The organism is Lysinibacillus sp. GW823-FHT06C08 (assembly GCF_058795135.1).
In genome coordinates, this window is sequence record NZ_JBXAHN010000001.1 from 805,656 (window position 1) to 830,330 (window position 24,675).

Annotated in this window: 29 protein-coding genes; all 29 read left to right on the forward strand. The window is 37.9% G+C overall.

Annotated elements, in window-relative coordinates; all coding sequences use genetic code 11:
• Positions 1 to 9: 9 nt before the first annotated feature.
• Positions 10 to 1,023, forward strand: a complete 1,014-nt coding sequence (gene fliG / locus AC1Q6O_RS03680; protein ID WP_008180783.1) for a flagellar motor switch protein FliG — start codon at positions 10 to 12, stop codon at positions 1,021 to 1,023.
• Positions 1,016 to 1,807 carry a flagellar assembly protein FliH gene (gene fliH / locus AC1Q6O_RS03685; protein WP_043990755.1) on the forward strand — a complete coding sequence of 264 codons (792 nt, stop codon included), beginning with the start codon at positions 1,016 to 1,018 and terminating at the stop codon, positions 1,805 to 1,807. The genes fliG and fliH overlap by 8 nt, the downstream gene beginning before the upstream one ends.
• A gap of 5 nt (positions 1,808 to 1,812) precedes the next feature.
• Entirely contained in the window at positions 1,813 to 3,138 is a 1,326-nt protein-coding gene (gene fliI, locus AC1Q6O_RS03690; protein ID WP_008180778.1) for a flagellar protein export ATPase FliI, read from the forward strand.
• A complete protein-coding gene (gene fliJ, locus AC1Q6O_RS03695) occupies positions 3,139 to 3,588 on the forward strand; it encodes a flagellar export protein FliJ (RefSeq protein WP_008180776.1) in 450 nt (149 codons plus the stop codon).
• Positions 3,589 to 3,592: 4 nt separating this feature from the next.
• A complete protein-coding gene (locus AC1Q6O_RS03700; RefSeq protein ID WP_008180774.1) occupies positions 3,593 to 4,201 on the forward strand; it encodes a MotE family protein in 609 nt (202 codons plus the stop codon).
• A gap of 24 nt (positions 4,202 to 4,225) precedes the next feature.
• Positions 4,226 to 5,488 (forward strand): flagellar hook-length control protein FliK, encoded by a 1,263-nt coding sequence (locus AC1Q6O_RS03705; protein ID WP_090001001.1) that lies wholly within the window; start codon positions 4,226 to 4,228, stop codon positions 5,486 to 5,488.
• 3 nt (positions 5,489 to 5,491) lie between these two features.
• Complete coding sequence (flgD, locus tag AC1Q6O_RS03710; protein WP_043990753.1) at positions 5,492 to 6,178, forward strand: flagellar hook assembly protein FlgD; 687 nt, start codon at positions 5,492 to 5,494, stop codon at positions 6,176 to 6,178.
• Positions 6,179 to 6,193: 15 nt separating this feature from the next.
• Positions 6,194 to 6,562, forward strand: a complete 369-nt coding sequence (locus AC1Q6O_RS03715) for a TIGR02530 family flagellar biosynthesis protein (protein WP_008180768.1) — start codon at positions 6,194 to 6,196, stop codon at positions 6,560 to 6,562.
• 86 nt (positions 6,563 to 6,648) lie between these two features.
• Complete coding sequence (gene flgG, locus AC1Q6O_RS03720; protein WP_043990752.1) at positions 6,649 to 7,617, forward strand: flagellar basal body rod protein FlgG; 969 nt, start codon at positions 6,649 to 6,651, stop codon at positions 7,615 to 7,617.
• 101 nt (positions 7,618 to 7,718) lie between these two features.
• Positions 7,719 to 7,940 carry a flagellar FlbD family protein gene (locus AC1Q6O_RS03725; RefSeq protein ID WP_008180764.1) on the forward strand — a complete coding sequence of 74 codons (222 nt, stop codon included), beginning with the start codon at positions 7,719 to 7,721 and terminating at the stop codon, positions 7,938 to 7,940.
• Positions 7,930 to 8,358 (forward strand): flagellar basal body-associated protein FliL, encoded by a 429-nt coding sequence (fliL, locus tag AC1Q6O_RS03730; RefSeq protein ID WP_008180761.1) that lies wholly within the window; start codon positions 7,930 to 7,932, stop codon positions 8,356 to 8,358. Before AC1Q6O_RS03725 ends, fliL begins: the two co-directional genes overlap by 11 nt.
• Before the next feature lie 31 nt (positions 8,359 to 8,389).
• Positions 8,390 to 9,385 carry a flagellar motor switch protein FliM gene (fliM, locus tag AC1Q6O_RS03735; RefSeq protein WP_008180759.1) on the forward strand — a complete coding sequence of 332 codons (996 nt, stop codon included), beginning with the start codon at positions 8,390 to 8,392 and terminating at the stop codon, positions 9,383 to 9,385.
• Positions 9,378 to 10,601 carry a flagellar motor switch phosphatase FliY gene (gene fliY / locus AC1Q6O_RS03740; protein WP_008180757.1) on the forward strand — a complete coding sequence of 408 codons (1,224 nt, stop codon included), beginning with the start codon at positions 9,378 to 9,380 and terminating at the stop codon, positions 10,599 to 10,601. Before fliM ends, fliY begins: the two co-directional genes overlap by 8 nt.
• 21 nt (positions 10,602 to 10,622) lie before the next feature.
• Positions 10,623 to 10,985: a response regulator gene (locus AC1Q6O_RS03745; RefSeq protein WP_008180756.1), complete on the forward strand. Its 363-nt coding sequence runs from the start codon at positions 10,623 to 10,625 to the stop codon at positions 10,983 to 10,985.
• Between the two features lie 10 nt (positions 10,986 to 10,995).
• Positions 10,996 to 11,670, forward strand: a complete 675-nt coding sequence (locus AC1Q6O_RS03750) for a flagellar biosynthetic protein FliO (RefSeq protein WP_239354275.1) — start codon at positions 10,996 to 10,998, stop codon at positions 11,668 to 11,670.
• Positions 11,667 to 12,332, forward strand: coding sequence for a flagellar type III secretion system pore protein FliP (gene fliP / locus AC1Q6O_RS03755; RefSeq protein ID WP_008180752.1), 666 nt, complete (start codon positions 11,667 to 11,669; stop codon positions 12,330 to 12,332). Before AC1Q6O_RS03750 ends, fliP begins: the two co-directional genes overlap by 4 nt.
• Positions 12,333 to 12,345: 13 nt before the next feature.
• Complete coding sequence (gene fliQ, locus AC1Q6O_RS03760; protein ID WP_008180750.1) at positions 12,346 to 12,615, forward strand: flagellar biosynthesis protein FliQ; 270 nt, start codon at positions 12,346 to 12,348, stop codon at positions 12,613 to 12,615.
• Between the two features lie 4 nt (positions 12,616 to 12,619).
• Positions 12,620 to 13,393 (forward strand): flagellar biosynthetic protein FliR, encoded by a 774-nt coding sequence (gene fliR / locus AC1Q6O_RS03765; RefSeq protein WP_008180748.1) that lies wholly within the window; start codon positions 12,620 to 12,622, stop codon positions 13,391 to 13,393.
• 1 nt (position 13,394) lies between these two features.
• Positions 13,395 to 14,483, forward strand: a complete 1,089-nt coding sequence (gene flhB, locus AC1Q6O_RS03770; protein ID WP_036123995.1) for a flagellar biosynthesis protein FlhB — start codon at positions 13,395 to 13,397, stop codon at positions 14,481 to 14,483.
• 24 nt (positions 14,484 to 14,507) lie between these two features.
• Positions 14,508 to 16,538 carry a flagellar biosynthesis protein FlhA gene (flhA, locus tag AC1Q6O_RS03775; RefSeq protein WP_008180742.1) on the forward strand — a complete coding sequence of 677 codons (2,031 nt, stop codon included), beginning with the start codon at positions 14,508 to 14,510 and terminating at the stop codon, positions 16,536 to 16,538.
• The gene (gene flhF / locus AC1Q6O_RS03780; protein ID WP_089985331.1) at positions 16,538 to 17,734 is read left to right on the forward strand and encodes a flagellar biosynthesis GTPase FlhF; all 1,197 of its coding nucleotides are present in this window, start codon (positions 16,538 to 16,540) and stop codon (positions 17,732 to 17,734) included. The genes flhA and flhF overlap by 1 nt, the downstream gene beginning before the upstream one ends.
• A complete protein-coding gene (locus AC1Q6O_RS03785) occupies positions 17,731 to 18,606 on the forward strand; it encodes a MinD/ParA family protein (protein WP_008180739.1) in 876 nt (291 codons plus the stop codon). Before flhF ends, AC1Q6O_RS03785 begins: the two co-directional genes overlap by 4 nt.
• Positions 18,607 to 19,761 carry a protein-glutamate methylesterase/protein-glutamine glutaminase gene (locus AC1Q6O_RS03790; protein ID WP_008180738.1) on the forward strand — a complete coding sequence of 385 codons (1,155 nt, stop codon included), beginning with the start codon at positions 18,607 to 18,609 and terminating at the stop codon, positions 19,759 to 19,761.
• 15 nt (positions 19,762 to 19,776) lie between these two features.
• Positions 19,777 to 21,849 (forward strand): chemotaxis protein CheA, encoded by a 2,073-nt coding sequence (locus AC1Q6O_RS03795; protein WP_008180736.1) that lies wholly within the window; start codon positions 19,777 to 19,779, stop codon positions 21,847 to 21,849.
• A gap of 27 nt (positions 21,850 to 21,876) precedes the next feature.
• Positions 21,877 to 22,323 carry a chemotaxis protein CheW gene (locus tag AC1Q6O_RS03800; RefSeq protein WP_008180734.1) on the forward strand — a complete coding sequence of 149 codons (447 nt, stop codon included), beginning with the start codon at positions 21,877 to 21,879 and terminating at the stop codon, positions 22,321 to 22,323.
• A gap of 9 nt (positions 22,324 to 22,332) precedes the next feature.
• The gene (locus tag AC1Q6O_RS03805) at positions 22,333 to 22,965 is read left to right on the forward strand and encodes a chemotaxis protein CheC (protein WP_008180732.1); all 633 of its coding nucleotides are present in this window, start codon (positions 22,333 to 22,335) and stop codon (positions 22,963 to 22,965) included.
• Complete coding sequence (locus AC1Q6O_RS03810; RefSeq protein ID WP_008180730.1) at positions 22,965 to 23,471, forward strand: chemotaxis protein CheD; 507 nt, start codon at positions 22,965 to 22,967, stop codon at positions 23,469 to 23,471. The genes AC1Q6O_RS03805 and AC1Q6O_RS03810 overlap by 1 nt, the downstream gene beginning before the upstream one ends.
• Before the next feature lie 38 nt (positions 23,472 to 23,509).
• Positions 23,510 to 23,842 (forward strand): hypothetical protein, encoded by a 333-nt coding sequence (locus tag AC1Q6O_RS03815; RefSeq protein ID WP_258954911.1) that lies wholly within the window; start codon positions 23,510 to 23,512, stop codon positions 23,840 to 23,842.
• Between the two features lie 430 nt (positions 23,843 to 24,272).
• Complete coding sequence (locus tag AC1Q6O_RS03820) at positions 24,273 to 24,671, forward strand: nucleoside deaminase (RefSeq protein WP_089985336.1); 399 nt, start codon at positions 24,273 to 24,275, stop codon at positions 24,669 to 24,671.
• Positions 24,672 to 24,675: the final 4 nt, after the last annotated feature.

The window sequence follows — 24,675 nt, forward strand, 5'->3', positions numbered from 1 at the left end:
GGTTCGGCTGTGTCCAAGAAAGATAAGGAATTAACCGGAAAACAAAAGGCCGCTCTCTTGTTAATTTCATTAGGACCTGAAGTTTCAGCTTCAGTCTATAAACATTTAACAGAGGAAGAAATCGAACGTTTAACATTAGAAATTTCAAGTGTTAAAAAAGTAGAATCAAACGTCAAGGAAGAGATTATAGAAGAATTCCACAATATTGCGCTAGCTCAAGACTATATCACGCAAGGTGGTATTGGTTATGCGAAAACAGTATTAGAAAAAGCGCTAGGTGTAGAACAAGCTCAGACGATCATTAATCGTCTGACATCTTCGTTACAAGTGCGACCGTTTGATTTTGCACGGAGAGCTGATCCGGCACAAATTTTTAACTTTATTCAAAATGAACATCCACAAACAATTGCCCTCATTCTTTCTTATTTAGAAGCAGGGCAAGCGGGAGTGATTTTATCTTCATTACCACAGGAAGTACAGGCTGACATTGCAAAACGTATAGCTGTTATGGAATCGACTTCACCAGAAGTAATTAGTGAAATTGAATCGGTGTTAGAGCGTAAATTATCATCTACAGTTACCCAAGATTACACTGAAACTGGTGGTATTGATGCAGTCGTTGAAGTACTGAATGGTGTTGATCGACAAACTGAGAAAACGATCCTTGATGCACTTGAAATTCAAGATCCAGAGCTTGCAGAAGAAATCAAAAAACGCATGTTTGTATTCGAAGATATCGTTACACTCGACAATCGTTCCATTCAACGTGTTATTCGTGATTGTGAGAACGAAGACTTACTGCTTTCAATGAAAGTGTCAAGCGAAGAAGTAAAAGATATTATTTTCCGCAATATGTCTCAACGTATGGCTGAAACATTTAAAGAAGAAATGGAAATTATGGGACCTGTACGTTTACGTGACGTAGAGGAGGCCCAATCTCGAATTGTTGCTGTTATTCGTCGCCTAGAGGATGCTGGTGAAATCATTATTGCACGTGGTGGAGGAGATGACGTCATTGTCTAGAATCATCCGTTCAATTTACACTCAATCCGATAGCGATAATGTAAAAGAGATACAAATTCGCGATATGTTTGAAGGATTTGATTTGGAAGATGGTGATGATGCTTCATCCCAACATCAATTAACAATAGAAGAAATAATGGCTGAGCGAGATCGTTTGCTTGCAGAGGCTAGAGCTTCTTTACAAGCAGAACGTGAAGCATTTGAGCAAGAAAAGCACATGCACTATCAAGAGATTGAGCATTTGAAGTTAAGTTGGGAAGAAGAAAGACCGAATCGAGTTCAAGAAGCCTATGATGAAGGCTTTGGCCAAGGCTATGAAGACGGTGTGAACAAATCCACTGAAGCAATGGCCGAGTCACTTCAAACTGCGAATGAGGTCATTAATCAAGCAAAAGAAAACGCAAAAAAATATATTGATGATCAAGAAGCTGTGGTGCTAGAGCTTGGTCTAACGACAGCAGAACGAATAATTGGCACATCTTTAGAACGTGATCCCGATCTATTTGTGTCGATTGTTCGTAGAGGCTTAAAAGAAGCTAGAGAGATGAAAGAAATTAAAATTTATGTGTCGCCAACCTATCACGCTTTAATTACTGCTAATCGTGATGAATTAGCGGAAATGTTCCCGGTTGATGTACCATTCATGATTTTTGTTAATGAAGATTTGAACAATGAAACAGATTGCTATATCGAAACAAATCATGGACGTATAGTTGTGAGCATCGATGAGCAATTGAACGAACTAAGATTAAAGCTTCATGAAATATTAGAAAGTAGGGAATGATCTAGATGAAGACGGCTCAATTAATCGAACATATTCCTCATATGCCAACTTTTAAAAAGTTTGGTAGAGTCACTAGAGTTGTCGGCTTGATGATTGAGTCGCAAGGTCCAGATAGTTCCATAGGTGATGTTTGTAAAATTCATGTGGAAACTGTAAACAATGGTCACCAAATCATTTTAGCTGAAGTGGTGGGCTTTAAAGATGAAATTGTTGTTTTAATGCCTTTCACTTCTTTAAGAGAAATATCTATTGGCTGTCTTGTTGAAGGGACGGGGGCTCCACTAGAAGTAAAAGTGGGCCCAGAGCTAATAGGAAAAGTGTTGGATTCAATGGGAAATCCTATTGATGGCACCTTATTACCAAAAGGACTAATGACGGTTCCGACAGAGCAAGATCCGCCAAATCCACTAACACGTCCGCCAATTAATGAAAGACTTGAGGTCGGCGTTAAAGCTATCGATGGAATGTTAACGGTTGGTAATGGCCAACGGGTCGGGATATTCGCTGGTTCAGGGGTCGGAAAAAGTACGCTTCTTGGAATGATTGCGAGAAATACGCAGGCAGATTTGAATGTAATTGCGCTGATTGGAGAACGTGGGCGTGAGGTTCGTGAATTTATTGAACGTGATTTAGGTCCTGAAGGTCTAAGTCGCTCTATTGTTGTTGCTGCTACTTCTGACCAACCAGCATTAATGAGGATAAAAGGGGCGTTTACTGCAACAGCAATAGCCGAGTATTTTAGAAATCGTGGATTAAATGTCATGTTGATGATGGACTCTGTAACACGTGTTGCCATGGCTCAACGTGAAATTGGACTGGCTACAGGTGAACCACCAGCACAGAAGGGGTATACACCATCTGTATTTGCGATTTTACCTAAATTATTAGAACGTACAGGTACTAATGAAAAGGGCTCTATCACGGCGTTTTATACGGTCCTAGTAGATGGTGATGATATGAATGAACCAATCGCTGATACGGTGCGAGGGATATTAGATGGTCATATTGTGCTTGATCGAAATTTAGCTAATAAAGGTCAATACCCTGCTATAAACGTTTTAAAAAGTGTTAGTCGTTTAATGAATCATGTAGCAGAGCCAGAGCATAAAAAAGCTGCAGAACGATTAAGAGAACTTTATTATACATACGACAAATCTGAGGATTTAATCAATATTGGCGCTTATAAACGAGGGACGTCTAGAGAAATTGATGAAGCTATTCATTATGAACCGCTTATTACTACTTATCTTAAACAGGGCTATTTGGACAAAGTGACCTTGGAAGAAAGTGTAAATGAGCTAATATCCTTATCGAACGGTGGTGTGAACTAGATGGTCAGCTATGTGTATCGTTTTGAAAAAGTATTAACAATTCGTGAGCAAGAAAAAAACGAAACTGAAATGGCCTATAAAGAATCTGTCCGATCTTTTGAGGAAGTGGCTACGAAGTTATATGACTTGCTTAAAAAGAAAGAAGATTTAATTGCCTTCCAGCAGGATCGTTTAACGGTTGGTTCATCTATTGATGAAATTCATCACTACGCACGTTTTATTGATAGTCTTGAAAAAACAATTGCAGATGTTCAGCAGAAAGTGATACAAGCTCGTGCAAAAATGAATTGGCACGAAGATAAATTATTAGAAAAAAACTTGGAAGTACGTAAATTTGAAAAAATGAGAGAAAAGGATTTTAAGCTTTTCCAACAAGAGCAGGATCGTATAGAAAGCCTTTTTTTAGATGAAATTTCATTATTAACGTATAACAAGAGAGAAATCAGGTGATTTCATGGTGAGAAAAGACAATCGATTGAAAGCGGAATTAGTAGAACAGCCGCCTAAGAAAAAAACGGGAGGCTTTCTAAAGTTTTTTACTTGGATCGTACTGCCACTTATGTTTGTCGTAGCAGTTTTACTTGTTGTGGCTACATTAATGAATACAAATGTTTTTGATTTAGGTAAAAAGGCAATTGGCAGTTTACCTTTTGTTCCGTCAGAAGAACAGCAAGCGAAAGATGCTGTCGTAAACAATGACTCGAAAATAGTTAATTTACAGGCAGAGATTCAAGAAAAAGAAGCAGAAATTACACAGCTGCAAAAAAAGTTAGATACGACAACAACTGAAAAAGAGAAGCTCACGATAGAAAAAGAGCAGCTTCAATTTGAAATTGAAAAATTAAATCGACAGCAAGATGATGTGAAGCGCGATTTCAACGATATTCTATCGACTTTCGATAAAATGTCTCCGAAATCTGCAGCACCTGTATTAATCAATATGAGTGATACAGAAGCACTGCGCATTTTAACCAATTTAAAACCTGATAAACTAGCAGCAATTTTAGAGAAAATGGACGCTAAAGATGCAGCAAAATATACGGAGCTCATGGCTAAACAATAGAGTTCATGAAAGGAGGTGAAAATAGTGGATATAGCGATGATGAAAATGATCACTCAATCAGTACCGACTAAAAATGCGGCAACAAAGCCAACAACAGCAGCTAGTAGTGCTGATGGGAAGATCAACGGAACTTCGAAACAGGATAATTTATCGAAATTCGGCTCTGTTTTTGGACAAGTCCTATCTTCCTCAGCTCAATCAAATCAAACTGCTCAAACTACGCCAAATAATGAGCTAGCTGATTTACAGCAGGTTTTAAACGCTGATTCATTGGAAGAGGTACTCGATTTATTAGGAATCCCCCACGATGATGGTTTGTTAATCCTTCAACTGGGAGAAGACGGTAAAGCAGTGTCTATGGACGAAATGCTGGATCTGGACAATATATTAAATGCATTAGGTATTGATGATGAACAGCTTCAAAAAATAGTCCAGCAGCTATTAGGAGAAGAAAAAGAAGCTAGTGATGTTTGGGAGCTATTATCCTTAGTAGATGCCCAAGCGCCAATTCTTCAAGGGCAAATAGGTGCTGCATTACAAGGAGAAGGTCAAGTAACACCAAAAGAAGCAACGCAATTACTTCAAGTGTTAAAGCTAGCACAATTAGTAGGACAGAAATCGGACTTAACAGCTCCACAAGAAAATTTGTTAACAACCGTTAAAAGTCTTTTAACGACATTACAAACCCAAGTAGAAACAATACAAGTAACAACAACCAAATCAACAGGAACATTGTCATTACAAGGCTTCCAGCAAGTCCAAATGACGAAGCAAAGTGAGACAAGTTCTAATGAAATGGTAACACCACAAACGGTGCAAACCAAACCGGATACGTTCCAAGTAACATTACCGACTGCTAAACCTGCACAGTCAGAGGCTTTATTAAAAGAAATGCAAGCCATTATCAATAGAGCTCAAATTTCTAATGCACAGGGGATTACACGATTAACGATTAAGTTGTATCCAGAAAATTTAGGAACCATTCGTATAGAGCTTGTGCAAAATGATGGTGTACTGACAGCTCGTCTACTAGCTTCTACAGCTCATGGACGTGAAATGCTTGATAGTCAAGCACATCAGCTAAAGCAGGCGTTTGTGCAGCAGAACATTCAAGTAGACCGTCTTGATATTGCCCAATCATTACAGGATGCAGATCGTCAGCAACGTGATCAAAACTTCTTTAATAATTTCTTTAGACAACAACAGGATGAAGAACAGCAACAAAAAACTGAGGATGACGATGAAGAGATGTCATTTAGTGACTATTTATTAAACGAGGAGGTGTAATTGATGGCGGATGCAACATCTAAAGCAACCAATACATCCATAACGGACGATCTTTACTATTCTAATTATAGAAAACCAACCAAACAAACTGGGAATAGTGAACTTGGTAAGGATGCCTTTCTTCAACTGTTAATTACCCAATTACAGCATCAGGACCCAACAAATCCTATGAATGACCGAGAATTCATTTCTCAAATGGCGCAGTTTTCTTCTTTAGAACAAATGCAGAACATGACAAAGGCAGTAGAATCATTATTAGCATCACAGCAACAAACACAAATGATGAACTATGCAACCTTTGTTGGTAAAGAAGTCAAATGGCATGAAATTACAGATAAAACAGATGAAAAAGGAGATCCAGTTGTAAATGAAGGATCAGGTGTGATTGAATCCTTGAAATTTGTAGATGGTAGTGTTGTCTTCAAATTAGCAGATGGGAAGGAAATAACGCCTGGTAATATTTCTGGAATTCTTGGCTCTGGAACAAGTTCAAATGGAAATAATCCTGTGCAAGAAACGCCACTTGTTCAGGCGAGTAAATTGATAGGTAAAAAAGTTACATATCAAGATGGCGAGCAGGAACTACAAGGGAGAATCGTCTCTGTTTCCAATAAAGATGGCGTTATTTACTACGTATTAGATAATGATAAAAAACTTACGGATAAAGATTTTACAGTTATTAGCGAATAAAGGTAGGGAAAAGTGATGGATAAATTTTCAATTCATCGTGTACCCTTGCATCCATCTATTCGTGCAACTCAACCTACGTCCATTCATTCACAGCAATCCTTTAAAGCCCATTTACAGGAAGCATCAAAGCAAGAGCTGAAGGTGAGCAAACATGCGCATGAACGTATTATGGAGCGTAAAATTGACATCTCTGAACAAGAATGGCAGGTTGTCTCGGATAAGGTATTTGAAGCTCACTCAAAAGGTGTTAAACAGCCATTAGTCTTGATGGATCAAGCAGCTTTAATTGTCAGTGCTAAAAACGCTACTGTCATTACAGCAATGGATCGCACGGAAGCAAAACAACAATTATTTACAAATATTGATGGCACAATCGTTCTTTAAAGGCTGGACCTTCTTATGAAAGGAAGCCTTCGTGATGCTGATTGATAGAAGCACACAAATAAAAAATGAAGGGAGAACGAAAACTTATGTTACGTTCTATGTATTCAGGTATTTCAGGTCTTAAAAATTTCCAAACAAAGCTAGATGTTATTGGTAACAATATTGCAAATGTTAATACTGTTGGCTTTAAAAAAGGACGTGTTCTTTTTAAAGATTTAATGTCTCAAACACAAGCTGGTGCATCTGCAGCAACAGCTACACGAGGTGGTGTGAATCCACAACAAGTTGGTTTGGGTACACAATTAGCTGCCATTGATACGATTCATGGGGGCGGTTCCTTACAAAGTACAGGACGTGGTCTTGACTTAGCAATTGAGGGTGATGGCTTTTTCATGGTAGCTGATGCAAATGGTGCTCCTGATCCAGATAGTGGTTTCATAGACGAAGAAGGCTTCAACAATACTCTATTTACTCGTAATGGTGTTTTCTATATGGATAGCAATGGCTATTTAGTGAATGCTGACGGTAAATATTTAGTTGGTGTATCTGCTGGAGAGGATATCGTAATGGAAGCTGATGATGATGGTATCAATCCAGATGATGCACCAGTTGCTTCAGGGGATGAAGGCGCAAACTTATTTGATGATGATGGTGTACTAACACCTGATGATGGAACTGTAGGTCCAATTCGTATCCCTACGACTGCTAAAGAGATTAGCATCGGAGCTAATGGCACGATTGAATATGTAGACCTAAATGGTGAGCGCAAATGGGCTGGACAGCTGATTATGGCTAAATTCCCGAACGCTGGTGGTCTTGCTAAGAGTGGTGGGAACTACTATCAACAAACAGCGAACTCTGGTGCTGCATATGGACAAGTAGCAACTGTAGCAGGGATGGGGAAAGTAGTGCCTGGAGCTGTAGAAATGTCGAATGTTGACTTATCTGAAGAGTTTACAGAGATGATTGTTGCTCAACGTGGTTTCCAAGCGAATACTCGTATTATTACAACATCAGATGAAGTGTTACAAGAGCTAGTAAACTTAAAACGTTAATGATTGAATAGTCCTTTCATTCATAACGGACGTTTTAACAAACATATTTTCATATGAGGGAGGGTCGGGCCGGCTCTCATGCTAGACCCGGCCCTAATTCAATGATTGAACTAACACGTCTTAATGGCAAAGCATTTACATTAAATGCTTTATACATAGAAACAGTCGAGTCATTTCCAGATACGACTATTACTTTAACAACTGGAACAAAATTAATTGTTTTAGAGAGTGAAGATGAGGTGCGACAAAAGGTAACTGCCTTTTATAACAATATACAAATACTATCCAACCCGCATCTAAGAGGTGAAAAAGATGAAGAATAATAAAATGTTAACAATGATTATTATTTTGCTAGTAGCAGTCATACTGATCGGGGTTATTTTGTTTGTATTGCTTACACAATTTAATAAACCGACAGGAGCTATTGAACCAACCATTGATGAAATTGTAGAGGCAACAGTGGAGATTCCGGAAATCACAACGAATCTTGCAGATAAAAGAGTAGTACGCTTGTCATTAAAAGTTCAAACGACAAGCAAAGATGCTGCTGCAGAATTAACAAAGCGTGTTTTCCAAGTGCAAAACATTGCTATACAAGAACTTTCTGAAATGGAGCAAAAAGATTTAGAAGGTAAGCAAGGAAAGCAAATTTTCCAAAAATCATTAAAAACTAGAGTAAATGAATTGATGCAAGAGGGAGAAGTCCAGGAAGTATATTTTACCTCCTTCATCACTCAATAAAATAGAAACTGCTTGAAATGGAGGTGGGCAAATGGCAGGAGATGTGTTATCTCAATCCGAGATAGATGCGCTGCTTTCCGCTATATCGACTGGGGAAATGTCAGCAGATGACATAAAAAAGGAGGATGAGGGACGCAAGGTTAAAGTTTATGACTTTAAACGAGCGCTTCGATTCTCAAAAGATCAAATCCGAAGTTTGACCCGAATACACGAAAATTTTGCACGACTATTGACAACCTTTTTCTCTGCACAGCTTAGAAGCTATGTGCAAATTACAGTTGCATCAGTAGACCAAATACCATTTGAAGAGTTCGTTCGTTCGATTCCGAATATGACGCTCATTAATGTGTTTGAAGTGCCACCATTAGATGGTAATATATTGATGGAAATAAATCCGAACATTGCCTATTCCATGCTAGATCGTTTAATGGGCGGTAGTGGGGCGAGTCATAGTAATGTAGATAATCTAACAGAAATTGAAACAAAAATTATGACAAACCTTTTTGAACGCTCATTCGACAATTTACGCGAGGCGTGGGAAAATGTAGCGGAAATTGATCCGATTTTAGTGGAGCTTGAAGTTAATCCACAATTTTTACAAATGATTTCACCTAATGAAACAGTAGTTGTCATTTCATTAAATACGATCATTGGTGAAACAAGCGGTATGATCAATATTTGTATTCCGCATGTTGTATTGGAGCCGATTGTTCCCAATCTTTCTGTTCGCTATTGGATGCAAACAAATACAAAAGAAATGTCTCCAGAGCAAACAAAAATGCTTGAAACACGCGTAAAACAAGCAAAATTACCGCTTTCGGTTGAATTAGGGCTAACGGATATCACGATCGAGGATTTCCTTACAATGCAAGTTGGTGATGTTATACAGCTAGAGCAAAAAATTAATGATCCACTTCTATTAAAGGTAGGGACATTACCAAAATTCACTGTTCAACCAGGTAAGCAAGGCAAAAAATTAGCAATCCAGATTATCGACCCTTTGAAAGGAGGAGACGAAGATGAGTGATGAAATGCTCTCCCAAGAAGAAATTGAAGCGCTATTAAGGGGCGAGACGTTGGAAGATAAAAACAGCGGCACTGAAGCTTCTTCAATTGATGAAACAAATGATATACGAGTAGAGGATTACCTTGATTCGTTTGCACAAGATGCACTAGGTGAGGTAGGCAATATTTCCTTTGGGAGCTCTGCCACTGCACTTTCGGCATTATTAGGACAAAAAGTAGATATTACTACCCCAAGTATATCAATGATTAATCGAAATAAATTAGAAGAGGAGTTTCCACATCCTTATGTAGCTGTACAAGTGGAATATACGATTGGCTTAACAGGTATGAATTTACTTGTTATTAAACAATCTGATGCTGCAATTATTGCAGACCTTATGTTAGGTGGCGATGGATTAAATCCGAAACCTGACTTAGGAGAAATTCAGTTAAGTGCTGTTCAAGAGGCCATGAATCAAATGATGGGCTCAGCGGCTACATCTATGTCGACAGTGTTCAACAAAAAAGTGGATATTTCGCCTCCGACAATTGATTTAATGAATATTTCTCAAAATGAAGGTCGAGAAAACATCCCTGAAGATGATTTGCTAGTCAAAGTATCTTTTAGATTAAGAATTGGTAATTTAATTGATTCGAATTTAATGCAATTATTACCGCTTAAATTTAGTCAAAACATCGTAAAATCTCTATTAGGTGAAACTGAATCAATAGAAGAACCTGTGGCTGCAACGATTGCACCTGAGGCACCGCCAATTGCAGCACCACCTGTTCAACAACAAGCGCCTGTTATGCCACCGCCTGCACAGCCTGTTTATCAGCAGCCGGAAGCAACTATGCAGCAACCGGTTTATCAGGAACCACAGCAGTTTGCGCAACCAGCGAGACCTGCACAGCCAGTGAATGTTCAACAAGCACAATTTGCTAGCTTTGATTCAAATGTAATCTCTCAATCTGAAGCTAGAAATTTAAATATGCTACTTGATATTCCATTGCAAGTTACTGTAGAGTTAGGACGTACGAAACGTTCTGTTAAAGAGATTTTAGAACTATCAAGTGGTTCGATTATTGAGTTAGATAAATTAGCAGGGGAGCCTGTTGATATATTAGTTAATAGTCGTTTAATCGCTAAAGGTGAAGTCGTTGTTATTGATGAAAACTTTGGTGTACGTATTACAGATGTTTTAAGTCAAGCAGAGCGTTTAAATAATTTAAGATAGTTTCAATTGGAGGAGTTAACCATGTCTAAAAGAATTTTGATTGTAGACGACGCTGCATTTATGCGTATGATGATCAAGGATATTTTGTCGAAAAATGGATTTGAGGTTGTTGGAGAAGCGGCAGATGGATTACAGGCTGTTGAAAAGTACAATGAATTAAAACCAGATTTAGTAACAATGGATATCACAATGCCAGAAATGGATGGTATTGCGGCTCTTAAAGCAATTAAGGGATCAGATCCAAGTGCAACTGTAATTATGTGTTCAGCAATGGGACAACAAGCAATGGTAATCGATGCAATTCAAGCTGGTGCGAAAGACTTTATTGTTAAGCCTTTCCAAGCAGATCGAGTAATTGAAGCGATCCAAAAAGCGCTAGGATGATTGCATGAAAATGTTAAAATCATTTCGTTTCACGATGATTTTTGCATTTCTTGTATCCTTCCTGTTTTTGTACCCGACACCAACTTCAGTCTATGCAGACTCTGATACGAATAGTGTGACAGATTGCATTAAAGACCCAGAAGCTTGTTATGGAGATACTACCAATCCAGCTGCTAAACAAGAACCAAGTGTATCAGCAGCTGGAGATATATCTGCATGGGAATACATAAAAATGGTTTTAGCGCTTATTTTTGTTGTAGCTTTGTTTTATGGTTTAATGAAGTTTTTAAATAAACGAAATTTAAACTTTCAACGTAATCAACTGATACAAAATTTAGGCGGTTTATCGTTAGGTGCACAAAAATCAGTACAGCTTTTACAAGTAGGTAAAACCATGTATTTAGTGGGTGTCGGTGAAGACGTTCAGCTATTACGTGAAATTACTGATCCTGAAGAAATAGAAGCACTGTTAGCACTTTATAACGAAAGGCAAGAACTTGCAGCAACATCACCGTATATCGCAGAAGTATTTTCTAAGTTTAAGAAAAAAGATAGAGTGAATTTGCAAAATGAACAAAAGCAAGAGACATTTGGCAAACTCTTTGAAAAAAAGATTTCCGAAATTAAACAGGAGCGCAGTGAAGAGATTGAGCGATGGAAGCAAAAGGAGAAGGATGATAAATGAATGATTTAGTCAATATTTTTTCCAATAGCGATCCAACCAACGTCTCAACATCCGTTAAGCTCTTACTACTATTAACCGTTTTATCACTGGCACCAAGTATTTTAATTTTAATGACATCCTTTGCTCGAATTGTCATTGTTTTATCCTTTGTGCGTACAGCACTGGCTACACAACAAATGCCACCTAATCAGGTGATTGTTGGTTTAGCCTTATTTTTAACGTTCTTTATCATGGCACCAACCTTTCAAGAGGTCAATAAAGAGGCTTTGCAACCACTATTTTCTGAAGAAATTGGTTTAGATGAAGCTTATGATCGGGCAAGCTTGCCATTTAAAGAATTTATGAGTAAGCATACAAGACAAAAAGATCTTGACTTGTTTTTATCGTACAATCAAGCAGAAAAACCAGCATCAGTGGAAGAAATCCCACTGACAATGCTTGTGCCAGCATTTGCTTTAAGTGAAATTAAAACAGCATTTCAAATAGGTTTTATGATTTTTATTCCATTCCTAGTGATCGATATGATTGTTGCGAGTACATTAATGTCGATGGGGATGATGATGTTACCGCCAGTAATGATTTCATTGCCATTCAAAATCTTATTGTTTGTTCTGGTCGATGGCTGGTATCTCGTCATGAAATCGCTACTACAAAGTTTTTAGGGGATGATACAGTATGACAGGTGAATTGGTTATTTCCGTTGCAGAACGTGCCATTATGATTATCCTTCTAACAAGCGGTCCGTTATTATTAGTAGCTTTAATCACTGGTTTGGCTGTAAGTATTTTTCAAGCTACCACTTCGATTCAAGAGCAAACTTTGGCATTTGTACCGAAAATTATCGCCGTCTTTGTGGCCATAGTGTTCTTTGGCCCATGGATGTTATCTCAAGTTACTAGCTATGCGAGAGACATTTTTGAGAATTTAACACGTTATATAGGGTGAGTCCATGAATGAATTAATTCCGCATTTAACGGTTTTCTTATTGGTGCTTGTGCGTGTTTCAGCATTTTTTGTTACGGTTCCTTTTTTTTCCTATAGAACCATACCACCACAAGTCAAAATTACTCTCGCACTGGTTTTAGCTTGGATGATGTATTATACAATTGATGTTGAGCCGTTTGCATTCAATGATGAATACATATTATTAGTGATGAAAGAAGCACTTGTTGGGCTGTTACTCGGTCTAGTAGGTTATATAATCATGTCTGCTATTCAAATTGCAGGGAGCTTTATTGATTTTCAAATGGGTTTTGCCATTGCCAATATTATTGATCCGCAAACAGGAGCTCAAAGTCCATTAATCGGTCAGTTTTTTAATATGTTAGCATTCCTTTTATTGTTAGCAATTAATGGCCATCATATGATTCTTGATGGAATTTACTATAGTTATCAGTTTTTGCCTATGGATCAATTCCCTAGTTTTACAAATGAGGGCTTTCCTCAATTTATCATCACAACATTTACAGCTGTTTTTGCTATTGCATTTCAGATGGCTGCACCTGTTGTGGCTACCTTATTTTTAGTCGATTTAGCTTTAGGAATAACTGCGAAAACAGTACCACAATTAAATATATTTGTTGTTGGTTTTCCTATTAAAATAGCCGTTAGTTTTTTAGTGTTATTTACAATGATGGCTGTAATGATTCAAGTCATTCAAAAGTTAATCACTATTATGATTTACGGCATGCGTGATTTAATGGCCATTTTAGGTGGTGGATAATATGAAACTACTACTGAATTTAGATATCCAGTTTTTTTCAGGTGAAAAGACTGAGAAGGCGACGCCAAAGAAACGTCAAGATGCTCGAAAAAAGGGACAAGTTATTAAGAGTCAAGATGTAACTAGTGCCATCGTTATGCTGATGGTCTTTATCTTCTTAATTTTCTTTGCAGGTTCTTTACGGGATGAGCTATTAGCGTTTTTTAGACAAACCTTTATCCATAACATACGCATCGAAACACTAACGATTGATAGTGTGATGCACTTATTTATAGAAACATTAATACAAATGGCTTTCATTATTGTACCGATTATGGCGATAGCAGTTGTTGGAGCACTTGCAGGTAACTTTTTGCAGTTTGGCTTTTTATTTACTTTGGAGCCAATGAAGTTTGATTTGAAAAAGATGGACCCTATCAAAGGGTTGAAAAGGATTTTTTCGGTTAAGGCAATTGTTGAGTTGCTGAAATCGGTGTTAAAGATTGGCTTTATCGGTAGTGTAACGACAATTATTATCTGGACAAACTTGCCAGAAGTTTTAGCTTTATCCTTTAAAAGTCCATGGATGACGCTCATTACTGTCGGAAAGCTAGTCGGCATTATGGGCATAGCAGCATCTTTAGTTTTACTTTGTGTATCCATTTTGGATTGGATGTATCAAAAATTTGATTATGAAAAAAATCTTAAAATGTCTAAGCAAGATATTAAAGATGAATATAAAAATAGTGAGGGTGACCCGCTCATAAAATCGAAAATCAAACAACGTCAGCGCGAAATGGCGATGCGTCGTATGATGTCAGAGATTCCAAGTGCAGATGTGGTAATTACCAACCCTACTCACTATGCGATTGCGCTCAAATATGACGAGGAAAATATGGATGCACCTCGCGTAATTGCAAAGGGTACAGACTTTATCGCTCAAAAAATAAAGCTGATTGCCAAAGAGCATGACGTCATTATGGTGGAAAATAGACCTTTAGCTCGCGCCATGTATGATCAAGTTGAAATTGGTGATCCCGTACCAGAAGAATTTTTCAAAGCAGTAGCAGAAATACTCGCTTATGTTTACCGTATTAAACGTAAAATTTAAAGCTTTTTAGTAGGAGGGACACAAATGAAAGTTCGCGATATTGGGGTTTTAGGTGCGGTTATTTTAATCGTTGCGATGCTCATCATCCCTCTTCCTCCGTGGATGTTAAGTTTCTTAATTGTCATTAATATTACATTAGGATTAATTGTACTGCTAACAGCAATGAGTATGAAGGAAGCATTAGACTTTTCTATTTTTCCTTCGGTTATTTTACTGTTAACCTTATTCCGATTAGGACTGAGTGTTTCCACAACCCGTGCGATCTTAGCAACTGGGGATGCGGGCTCTGTCGTAGAAACATTTGGTGATTTCGTAGTCGGGGGAAATATTCTCGTAGGTTTAGTTGTCTTTTTAATTCTAGTATTAATTCAGTTTATTGTTATTACAAAGGGTGCAGAGCGGGTAGCTGAAGTAGCAGCTCGTTTCACACTTGATGCGATGCCAGGTAAACAAATGAGTATTGATGCTGATTTAAATGCAGGAGTAATTTCCGAAAAGGAAGCACGCGAACGACGTGAAAAAGTAGCCGGTGAAGCGGACTTCTACGGAGCGATGGATGGTGCCACGAAATTCGTAAAAGGGGATGCCATTGCCTCAATGGTCATGGTTATTATCAACTTATTATTCGGAATCATCATCGGGGTAGTACAAATGGGACTCCCATTTGCTGAAGCAGCAACTCATTTTTCTAAGCTAACCGTTGGGGATGGTATAGTTTCGCAAATTCCTGCCTTGCTTATTTCAACAGCAACAGGGATTGTGGTAACTCGCGCCTCTTCTAAAGGAAGTCTTGGTCAAGATATAACAGGACAATTATTTGCTCAAGCAAAGTTACTCTATGTAGCTGGAGGTACCATAGTATTACTAGGGCTATTTACACCAATCCCTAACTGGGTAACACTTCCAATAGGTCTTTCCCTAATTGTTGGGGCTTATATGATGGAACGTAAGAAACCAGAGGATGAAGAGGAATTACTTGAAATTGAAGAAGAAGTGGCAACAGATGGCATGAAGAGCCCTGAAAATGTTGTGAATTTATTAAATGTGGACCCAATCGAATTTGAATTTGGTTATGGATTAATTCCGTTAGTCGATGCTGCTCAAGGTGGGGACTTATTAGATCGTGTCATTATGATTCGTCGACAGTTAGCACTAGAATTAGGAATTGTCATCCCAGTTGTTCGTATTCGAGATAATATTCAGCTTCAACCAAATGAGTATCGAATAAAAATAAAAGGGAACGAAATGGCAAGAGGCGAGCTTTTACTAGATCATTATTTAGCGATGAGCCCAGGTGATGATGATTCTATTGAAGGAATTGATACAGTGGAGCCATCATTTGGATTACCAGCTAAATGGATTACTGAGCAAGTGAAAGAGGATGCTGAAATTTATGGCTACACGGTTGTAGACCCACCAAGCGTGGTATCCACGCATTTAACTGAAATAATCCGTGCGAATGCTCACGAATTATTAGGTCGTCAAGAGACGAAGCAGTTAATAGATCACTTACGTGAAACCCATCCTATTTTAGTAGAAGAGCTGACACCGGCACCTTTATCAACTGGAGAAATCCAAAAGGTTCTTGGTAAACTACTACGAGAAAATGTTTCTGTTCGTAATTTACCCATTATTTTTGAAACGTTAGCAGACTATGCGAAGGTAACTAGCGATACAGATATTTTAACGGAGTATGTTCGTCAATCATTGGCTCGTCAAATTACTGCCCAATATGTGGGGGATAGTTCGGCATTAAAAGTTATTACAGTTTCAGGTAAAGTAGAAAAAATGGTTGCTGATAGTATTCAGCAAACAGATCACGGAAATTATTTAGCAATGGATCCTCAAGATTCTCAAACGGTACTAGAGACGATTGCAGCAGAAATAGAGCGTGTGTCCTTTATGGAACAATCCGCTATTATTTTATGTTCTCCGGCTGTGCGTATGTATTTACGACAACTGACGGAGCGTTATTTCCCGCAGATTCCAGTTCTTTCATATAATGAATTGGATGCTTCTATTGAAATTCAAAGTGTTGGGGTGGTGAATGTTTAATGAAAATGAAAAAATATTATGCATCCTCCATACCAGAGGCTATGAAGCAAGTGCGTGCAGAACTAGGTGAGGACGCTGTTATTTTGAATTCTAAAGTAGTCATCACGAAGAAATTTTTCGGTATGATTAAACAGAAAAGATTTGAGGTAGTTGCAGGAGTAGATGGAGTGGAGCCAAATCAAGTGGCTCCAGTACCAACGCCCGTAGCATTACCTAACGCGACTAAGGAAAATGCGAGACTACAAGATATTACAAATGCGATTCAAGTGAAAATTCACCAAGATCAATCATCACATGATGTAGTTAAACATGAGGACACTGGCATTTCTGAAGAATTGAGGAAGGAAATTGCAGATTTAAAATCTTTAATGCAATCGATGCATAAAAAGACTACCCAAGCTCAATATCCCGATGAACTCTTCCCCTTCATTGAATACTTAAGACAGCAAGAGCTAAATGAAGAGCTCATCACAACGATAGGTGATGAGCTTTTTATGCATTTCAAAGAAGCGACAGAAATCAATTTCTCACAATGTAAAATGGTCACGAAAAATTTACTACGTAAGAGACTAGAAAGCCTACCTATCGGAGGATTGTCCTATGAAAGAAAATATATCAACGTATTAGGTCCTACAGGCGTGGGTAAAACAACGACGATCGCCAAAATGGCAGCTAGGGCAGTTTTAGAAAAGAAGAAGAAGATCGGATTTATTACGACAGATACGTACCGAATCGCAGCCATTGAACAGCTAAAAACGTATGCGGGCCTTTTACAGGCACCTGTTGAAATTGCTTACAACGCAACAGATTTCGAACAAGCTATCCAAAGATTATCGCATTTAGACTTAGTATTTATCGATACAGCTGGTCGAAATTATAAAGAGGTCAAGTATGTAGATGATCTCCAACGTCTCATAAAATTTGATGATCAAGCAGAATCCTATTTAGTACTCGCGATGACTACAAAAGAAAAGGATATGGCGAACATTATCGACCAATTTAATCAGCTACCAATTGAAAAATTTATCTTCACGAAAATTGATGAAACAAATTCTATTGGCACAATGCTCAATTTAATGATTAAATATAATAAAGGACTTGCTTACTATACGAATGGTCAAGAAGTACCAGAAGATATTGAAGAAGCTGATTTAGAAGCAGTGCTTAATTTGTTTTTTCAAGGTGAAGAGAAATGAGAGACCAAGCTGAAACATTACGCTTGAAAATGATGAGACAGCAAGGCGATTTAGGTCGAGCAATTGCGGTGGTCAGTGGCAAAGGCGGGGTTGGAAAAAGTAACTTCACGATGAATTTTGCCTTGTCTTTGGCCCAAAAGGGAAAAAAAGTTGTCATTGTAGATATGGATATTGGGATGGGAAATATCCATATTTTAATTGGGAAAAATGCTTCCAATAGTTTGAAAGATTACCTAGAAGGAAATAAACTACTAGATGAGGTAATATTTGAGGGACCCCATGGTTTAAGGTATATATCAGGTGGGTCGGGTATGACAAATATTTTTAATTGGTCAGAGATGATGTTTGAACAGCTTATTCATGCATTTGAACAGCTTCAGAAAAACTATGATTATATTTTATTTGATATGGGGGCGGGTGCGACAAATTGGTCGCTAGATTTACTCACATCAGTAGACGAAATTATCGTTATTTCAACGGCAGAGCCGACCGCAATTACGGATGCCTATTCGATGATGAAATATATTCATATGCGGGATGCTGATAAGCAATTTTATGTCCTTTGTAACCGTGCATTTAGTAAAGAAGAAGGCATCGAAACAAACGAGCGTTTAAAGTTAGCCATGAAACGTTTTTTAGACAAAGAAGTCACGATACTCGGTTCATTACCCGAAGATTCGATTGTGCGGAAGGCTGTGCGTGAGCAAGTCCCATTTTCACTTGCTTATCCAGACGCACTGATTTCTAAAACATTACAACTCATAGTGATTCGTTTTATGGAGCATCGTGTGGAGGAAATACATGCACATGATCAGACAGCAAAGAAATTTTTAACGAAACTAAGAAGTATTTTTTCGAAAGGGCGTGATTAATTGGACTTTTTACATAAAAGCAAGCTATTAGTTGTGGATGATTCTGCTTTTATGAGAAAGCTAATTAGTGACTTTTTTGTTGGCAACTCGAAGGTGGAAGTAGTTGGAACTGCACGTAATGGAAAAGATGCAATCAAAAAGATACAATCATTGAAGCCATCAGTTGTGACAATGGATATTGAGATGCCTGAAATGAATGGGCTAGATGCATTAAAAGAAATAATGATACAATGTCCAGTTCCTGTAATCATGCTCTCTAGTACCACTCAGCGTGGAACAGAAAATGCTATAGCAGCTATTGAAAGTGGCGCTGTAGATTTTGTCGCAAAGCCAAGCGGAACAATATCTCTTGATTTACATAAAATCCAAAGTGAGCTTGTCCATAAAGTAGAGCAAGCTGCAATGGTGCCAATATCCAAATTGAAAAAACCTTCTGGTAGTAAACGACAACAAGATTCAGTGACAAAAGTGAGTACCGTAATAAAGGATTTACAACAACATGGTCAAATACCGATTCCTGTGACTGCTACTGCTACTAAAGTAGCTGTAACAAAGGCGCAAACAGAATGGAATAAAGCAGGTAAAAAGATTGTGCTAATAGGTACATCTACAGGAGGACCTCGTGCGCTTCAGGAGGTCATTACAAAAATTCCTAAGTCTATTCAAGCCCCTATTCTCATTGTTCAGCATATGCCTGCTGGATTTACGAAATCACTCGCTACTCGTCTAGATCAGCTAAGTGAAATTGTTGTGAAGGAGGCTGAACAAGGCGATATTTTACAAAATGGGGTAGCCTATATTGCCCCAGGTGGCTATCACTTAAAGCTTAGGAAAGTAGGGACAACTTTTGGTATTGTTCTTGATAATCAAGAAGCACCAAGGTCAGGCCATAGACCATCTGTAGATGTGATGTTTGAAGATGTTAGTCAATATAAGGATTTTGATAAAGTAGCAGTGATTATGACAGGTATGGGGCATGATGGTTCAAATGGACTAAAAGCACTGAAAAAGACCGGTAATGTCATGGCCATAGCTGAGTCAGCAGAAACTTGCATTGTATATGGTATGCCAAAAGCAGCGGTAGAAACGCAACTAATTGATGAAGTTGCCGATGTAGATGATATAGCACTAACAATAATGAAATATTTGCCTTAAAAGGGGTGTCCTCTTATGGAAGTCAATCAATATTTAGAGATGTTTATCGAAGAAAGTAAAGAGCATTTACAAGCATGTAGTGAACATTTATTAGAATTAGAAAAAAATCCAGATGATTTGGCAATTGTTGGGGAAATATTCCGATCTGCCCATACTTTAAAAGGTATGTCTGCCACAATGGGTTTTGAAGATTTAGCCGATTTAACACATAAAATGGAAAATGTGTTAGATGCGATTCGTAATGAAAAAATCCACGTAACACCAGAAATTTTAGATGTGGTCTTTGAATCTGTTGACCATCTGGAAGAAATGGTTATGGATATTGCGAATGGTGGAGATGGCAAGCGTGATGTGTCAGCAACAGTCGCTCAACTTAAGCGCATAGAATTAGGTGAGGAAGCAGTACCTCAGGTGGCTGCAACCGTTGCAGAACCAGCAGCTGTGGAAAGTGTTTTAGAATATGATAGCTTTGAACAAACAGTTATCGCACAATCATCTGAACAAGGTTTCCAGGCCTATGAAATTTCAGTGAAATTACGAGAAGATTGTCTTTTAAAGGCTGCACGTGTATTTATGGTCTTCGAGATTTTAGAAAAAGACGGCGAAGTTATTAAATCGAGCCCATCTGTTGAAAAGCTAGAAGACGAACAATTTGATCAACAGTTTTATGTAGCCTATGTGACAAAAGAATCAGCAGAAGATATGCAGAAAAAGATCATGAAAGTTTCTGAGGTTGAAGAAGTTGTTGTCACAACAATAGACCAAAAGAAATTTAGTGAAAGAGAGTATGAATCACAGCAAGAAGTAGCTGCAACTGCATCGGCTGTAGCGGAAGTAGAGTCTACACCTGCTACTGTACCTTCTAAGCCTGAACCAGCCGCACAGCCTGCAAAAACAGCCGCACCTGCAAAGGCTGAAAAAAATCATGCGCCTGTTGGGAATAAAACGATTCGTGTCAATATTGAACGTCTTGATATTTTAATGAACTTGTTTGAAGAACTTGTTATTGACCGTGGTCGTTTACAATCTATTGCCACAGAAGTAAATCATGGTGAGCTAAACGAAACTGTGGAGCGAATGAGCCGTGTAATGGGTGACCTGCAAACTATCATTTTAACAATGCGCATGGTGCCAGTTGAAACAGTGTTCAACCGCTTCCCAAAAATGATTCGTCAGCTATCACGAGATTTAAATAAGAAAATTAATCTTGAAATCATTGGTGCTGAAACAGAACTAGATCGTACAGTTATCGATGAAATTGGTGATCCACTTGTTCACTTAATCCGAAATTCTGTGGACCATGGCATTGAAAATCCAACATCTCGTCGTGCAAAAGGCAAACCAGAAGAAGGAACGGTTGTCCTACGTGCTTACCATAGTGGAAACTATGTCTTTATTGAAATAGAAGACGATGGTGCAGGAATTAATCGTGATAAAGTACTAGCGAAAGCTATTGCAAAAGGCATTGTGACACAAGAACAGTCTTATTCAATGTCTGATAATCAAATCAATGAGCTTATTTTAGCTTCAGGCTTCTCGACTGCAGATGTCATTTCGGATGTATCTGGCCGTGGAGTAGGGTTAGATGTTGTTAAAACAACAATTGAATCACTTGGTGGTAATATTTCAATTGAATCCACACAAGATGTTGGTTCCATCTTCTCTATCCAATTACCACTAACATTATCGATTATTTCTGTGATGCTCGTGGAAATTGAAAAGGAAATTTATGCAATTCCATTATCATCTATTATTGAAACATCTATTATCCGTTCATCGGAGATTATGAATGCGCATAATCAAAAAGTAATCGACTTCCGTGGCAAGGTTGTACCATTGGTATTCTTAGAGGAAATCTTTGAAGTACCTCGTAAAGAGTCGCAAGATGAAGAATTCCATTCAGTAGTGATTGTTCGTAAAGGTGAAAAACTTGCTGGTTTAGTGGTAGATTCCTTCATCGGACAACAAGAAATTGTCTTGAAGTCTTTAGGAAATTACTTAACAAATATTTTTGCTATTTCAGGTGCAACTATTTTAGGAAATGGTAAAGTAGCCTTAATTGTAGATTGTAACGCATTAATAAAATAAGGTGAATGAATAAGAGAGGTGTAAAAGATGACAAACGCAGTGGAACAAGAAAGTATTAAAGTAATTGTATTTCAACTAGCGAATAAAGAATATGCTATTCCGGTGTCCCATGTTCAAGGTATAGAAAAGCTAATGCATATTACGCGCGTACCGAAAACGGCAAAATATGTAAAAGGTGTTATCAATCTTCGTGGTGTCGTAACGCCAATTGTGGATTTACGTGAACGTTTTGAATTACCTATTTCAGAACATGAGGAAACAACTCGCATTATCATTATCTCACTAGAAGATATGGAAGTAGGCTTTGTTGTTGATTCAGCAAACGATGTAATTGATATTCCTGCAAGTGCGATTGAACCACAACCAGAAGTTGTTGGCTCCCTTGAGGAAGAATTTATTTCAGGTGTTGCTAAAGTAGAAAAACGATTATTAATCTTATTACATTTAGAAAAAGTATTAAATCCACTAAAGTAGGGATCGATCATGACATTTAATCAAAAGATTACCTCGCTACATTTAGATGTATTAAAGGAAATTGGCAATATTGGTGCTGCGCATGCCGCGACAGCACTTTCCAATTTACTTGGGAAAAAAATTGATATGCGTGTCCCAAAGGTAGAAATGGTGTCCTTTAACGATATGATGGAATTGGCTGGGGGATCAGAAAATGTAGTTGTTGGTATTTACCTTCGCATTGAGGGTGATGCAGAAGGAAGTATGTTCTTTATACTACCTATTGAACAGGCAAACCGTTTTATCCGTCGTCTCATTTATGATGAAACATTTGATTTTAAAAAACGACCTGTTTCTGAACTAGGATTATCAGCTATGCAAGAAATGGGAAATATTTTATCAGGTTCCTATTTATCTGCCTTATCGGACTTTACTAATTTGAAAATTTATCCAACTGTACCGGGGCTAAGCGTTGATATGTTTGGTGCAATCATAAGTATTGGTTTAATAGAATTATCACATGTAAGTGATAATGTCATTGTTATAAATACATCCATTTTTGAAGAAGGTGTAGAAGACCATGAAACTGTGAGAGGTCATTTCTTCCTATTACCAGATCCCGACTCATTTGATGCTATTTTTAAAGCATTAGGGGTTTCCTAATGATGCTAAGCAGTAGTAGTGGGCAAGTGGTTAAAGTAGGAATTGCACAAATGGATGTAGTAAAGCTACCTAACACGATTCGAACTTCTGGTCTGGGTTCTTGTGTTGGCGTTATTTTATATGATGAGTCAAAAAAAATTGCTGGTTTAATCCATGTGATGTTACCAGATTCAAGCTTGGGAAGATCTGAGTCAATCAATGTAGCAAAATTTGCGGATTCTGGAATAGCAGCAATGATTGATCTATTAAAATTAGAGGGCGTTCAAAAGTTTAAACTAAAGGCAAAAATTGCTGGGGGCGCACAGATGTTTCAATTTACTTCGGATAAAGATTCGATGCGCATCGGTCCTCGTAATGTAGAAGCTGTCAAAAATGAATTGAAAAGGCATGGAATTCCTTTAGTAGCCGAGGATACTGGTGGAAACAGTGGTAGAACGATAGAATTTAATCCTGCCACATCGTCATTACATATTCGAACAGTTAACCAAGGAGTGAGCGAAATCTAATGTTTGGTTCCATATTTTATAATCTATGGGGAGCATTAATGGCTTTTACTATTTATTTTTTTAGTACATTTCTAAAGCCCTACACGCCCCTTCGTATCATTATCGGATCTTTTGTTACAGCAATCATTGTATTCCTTGTCATGTATATTGTACGTTTTTTAATAGCATACATTTTGTATACGCCAGAGGTAGATGAGGAAGCAGTTGAAGGTGAACTAGCAGAAAATGAACAAACTACTCCTGAAGGCACGAATCAAGAAGCAGCTTCGGCTCATTCAACCGTTGAATTTCAAGATGAGAACTCAGAGGAGATTGCACAAGTGGTTCGAACGATGATGAATCGAGAACAGGAACAACAAGTGAATGCTTAAAACAGAGAGTCGCTAGGAGCGGCTCTTTTTTATTTTGCCATTCAAGAAACTTTAGTATAGGGAAAACTTAAGTGAAATTTACTTTTTTTATATTATTCATATAATAGTCTTCATGTTAGCATATTTGTATAAAGGAAAAGTAAAGAAGGAACTCTTTTATGTGAAATTAAAGTGGGAAACCTAGATTCATTATTAATGTCTCATAGAATTGGTTAAAAAGACTGAATCTTCTGGCTATGATACGGTGATGCCACAACGCTAAGTCTAGAAGGCTCGTAATGATTGCTGAAATGACTAGTCTATAAGAGCAAAAGTTAGTATAGGCACAACTCAGGATAAGGAGGTTAAAAGCATTTGGCTACTGGACATCATTCAGTTTATATTACAGCTATTAACGTGATATATCTGCTTTTACTAGGAGGAATAGAATATGAATCAACACGAATTTATGAGAAAAGCGCTTGATTTAGCAAATGAAAATGCACTATCAGAACATGGAGCACCATTCGGAGCGCTTGTAGTAAAAAATGGGCAAATTATTAGTTCGGGTGTTAATGAGGTAGCCAAAACAAATGATTTGACGAATCACGCAGAAATGCAAGCGATTCGCCAAGCTTGCCATACTTTGCAAACAATTAATCTCGAAGGCTGTGAAATGTATGCAAGTACAGAACCTTGTCCGATGTGTTTAAGTGCCATCTATTATGCCAAATTAACAACAGTCTATTATTTTCATGCTAGCAATACTTGCCAAGACTATGTCTATCATCAACTGTCCTTACCACATATAGAGAGGGATATTCAGATGGTTCAGCTTGAAGAAAAATAAAGGA

Excerpts from the sequence above, each read along its gene's own strand:
- flhB (WP_036123995.1), top strand. The coding sequence starts at position 13,395 with ATGAAACTACTACTGAATTTAGATATCCAGTTTTTTTCAGGTGAAAAG.
- AC1Q6O_RS03785 (WP_008180739.1), top strand. The coding sequence starts at position 17,731 with ATGAGAGACCAAGCTGAAACATTACGCTTGAAAATGATGAGACAGCAA.
- flgD (WP_043990753.1), top strand. The coding sequence starts at position 5,492 with ATGGCGGATGCAACATCTAAAGCAACCAATACATCCATAACGGACGAT.
- AC1Q6O_RS03745 (WP_008180756.1), top strand. The coding sequence starts at position 10,623 with ATGTCTAAAAGAATTTTGATTGTAGACGACGCTGCATTTATGCGTATG.
- fliQ (WP_008180750.1), top strand. The coding sequence starts at position 12,346 with ATGACAGGTGAATTGGTTATTTCCGTTGCAGAACGTGCCATTATGATT.
- AC1Q6O_RS03715 (WP_008180768.1), top strand. The coding sequence starts at position 6,194 with ATGGATAAATTTTCAATTCATCGTGTACCCTTGCATCCATCTATTCGT.
- fliJ (WP_008180776.1), top strand. The coding sequence starts at position 3,139 with ATGGTCAGCTATGTGTATCGTTTTGAAAAAGTATTAACAATTCGTGAG.
- flgG (WP_043990752.1), top strand. The coding sequence starts at position 6,649 with ATGTTACGTTCTATGTATTCAGGTATTTCAGGTCTTAAAAATTTCCAA.
- AC1Q6O_RS03700 (WP_008180774.1), top strand. The coding sequence starts at position 3,593 with ATGGTGAGAAAAGACAATCGATTGAAAGCGGAATTAGTAGAACAGCCG.
- AC1Q6O_RS03820 (WP_089985336.1), top strand. The coding sequence starts at position 24,273 with ATGAATCAACACGAATTTATGAGAAAAGCGCTTGATTTAGCAAATGAA.
- AC1Q6O_RS03750 (WP_239354275.1), top strand. The coding sequence starts at position 10,996 with ATGTTAAAATCATTTCGTTTCACGATGATTTTTGCATTTCTTGTATCC.
- fliR (WP_008180748.1), top strand. The coding sequence starts at position 12,620 with ATGAATGAATTAATTCCGCATTTAACGGTTTTCTTATTGGTGCTTGTG.
- fliM (WP_008180759.1), top strand. The coding sequence starts at position 8,390 with ATGGCAGGAGATGTGTTATCTCAATCCGAGATAGATGCGCTGCTTTCC.
- AC1Q6O_RS03725 (WP_008180764.1), top strand. The coding sequence starts at position 7,719 with ATGATTGAACTAACACGTCTTAATGGCAAAGCATTTACATTAAATGCT.
- AC1Q6O_RS03815 (WP_258954911.1), top strand. The coding sequence starts at position 23,510 with ATGGCTTTTACTATTTATTTTTTTAGTACATTTCTAAAGCCCTACACG.
- fliI (WP_008180778.1), top strand. The coding sequence starts at position 1,813 with ATGAAGACGGCTCAATTAATCGAACATATTCCTCATATGCCAACTTTT.
- AC1Q6O_RS03800 (WP_008180734.1), top strand. The coding sequence starts at position 21,877 with ATGACAAACGCAGTGGAACAAGAAAGTATTAAAGTAATTGTATTTCAA.
- flhF (WP_089985331.1), top strand. The coding sequence starts at position 16,538 with ATGAAAATGAAAAAATATTATGCATCCTCCATACCAGAGGCTATGAAG.
- fliY (WP_008180757.1), top strand. The coding sequence starts at position 9,378 with ATGAGTGATGAAATGCTCTCCCAAGAAGAAATTGAAGCGCTATTAAGG.
- AC1Q6O_RS03805 (WP_008180732.1), top strand. The coding sequence starts at position 22,333 with ATGACATTTAATCAAAAGATTACCTCGCTACATTTAGATGTATTAAAG.
- AC1Q6O_RS03795 (WP_008180736.1), top strand. The coding sequence starts at position 19,777 with ATGGAAGTCAATCAATATTTAGAGATGTTTATCGAAGAAAGTAAAGAG.
- fliP (WP_008180752.1), top strand. The coding sequence starts at position 11,667 with ATGAATGATTTAGTCAATATTTTTTCCAATAGCGATCCAACCAACGTC.
- flhA (WP_008180742.1), top strand. The coding sequence starts at position 14,508 with ATGAAAGTTCGCGATATTGGGGTTTTAGGTGCGGTTATTTTAATCGTT.
- AC1Q6O_RS03810 (WP_008180730.1), top strand. The coding sequence starts at position 22,965 with ATGATGCTAAGCAGTAGTAGTGGGCAAGTGGTTAAAGTAGGAATTGCA.
- fliL (WP_008180761.1), top strand. The coding sequence starts at position 7,930 with ATGAAGAATAATAAAATGTTAACAATGATTATTATTTTGCTAGTAGCA.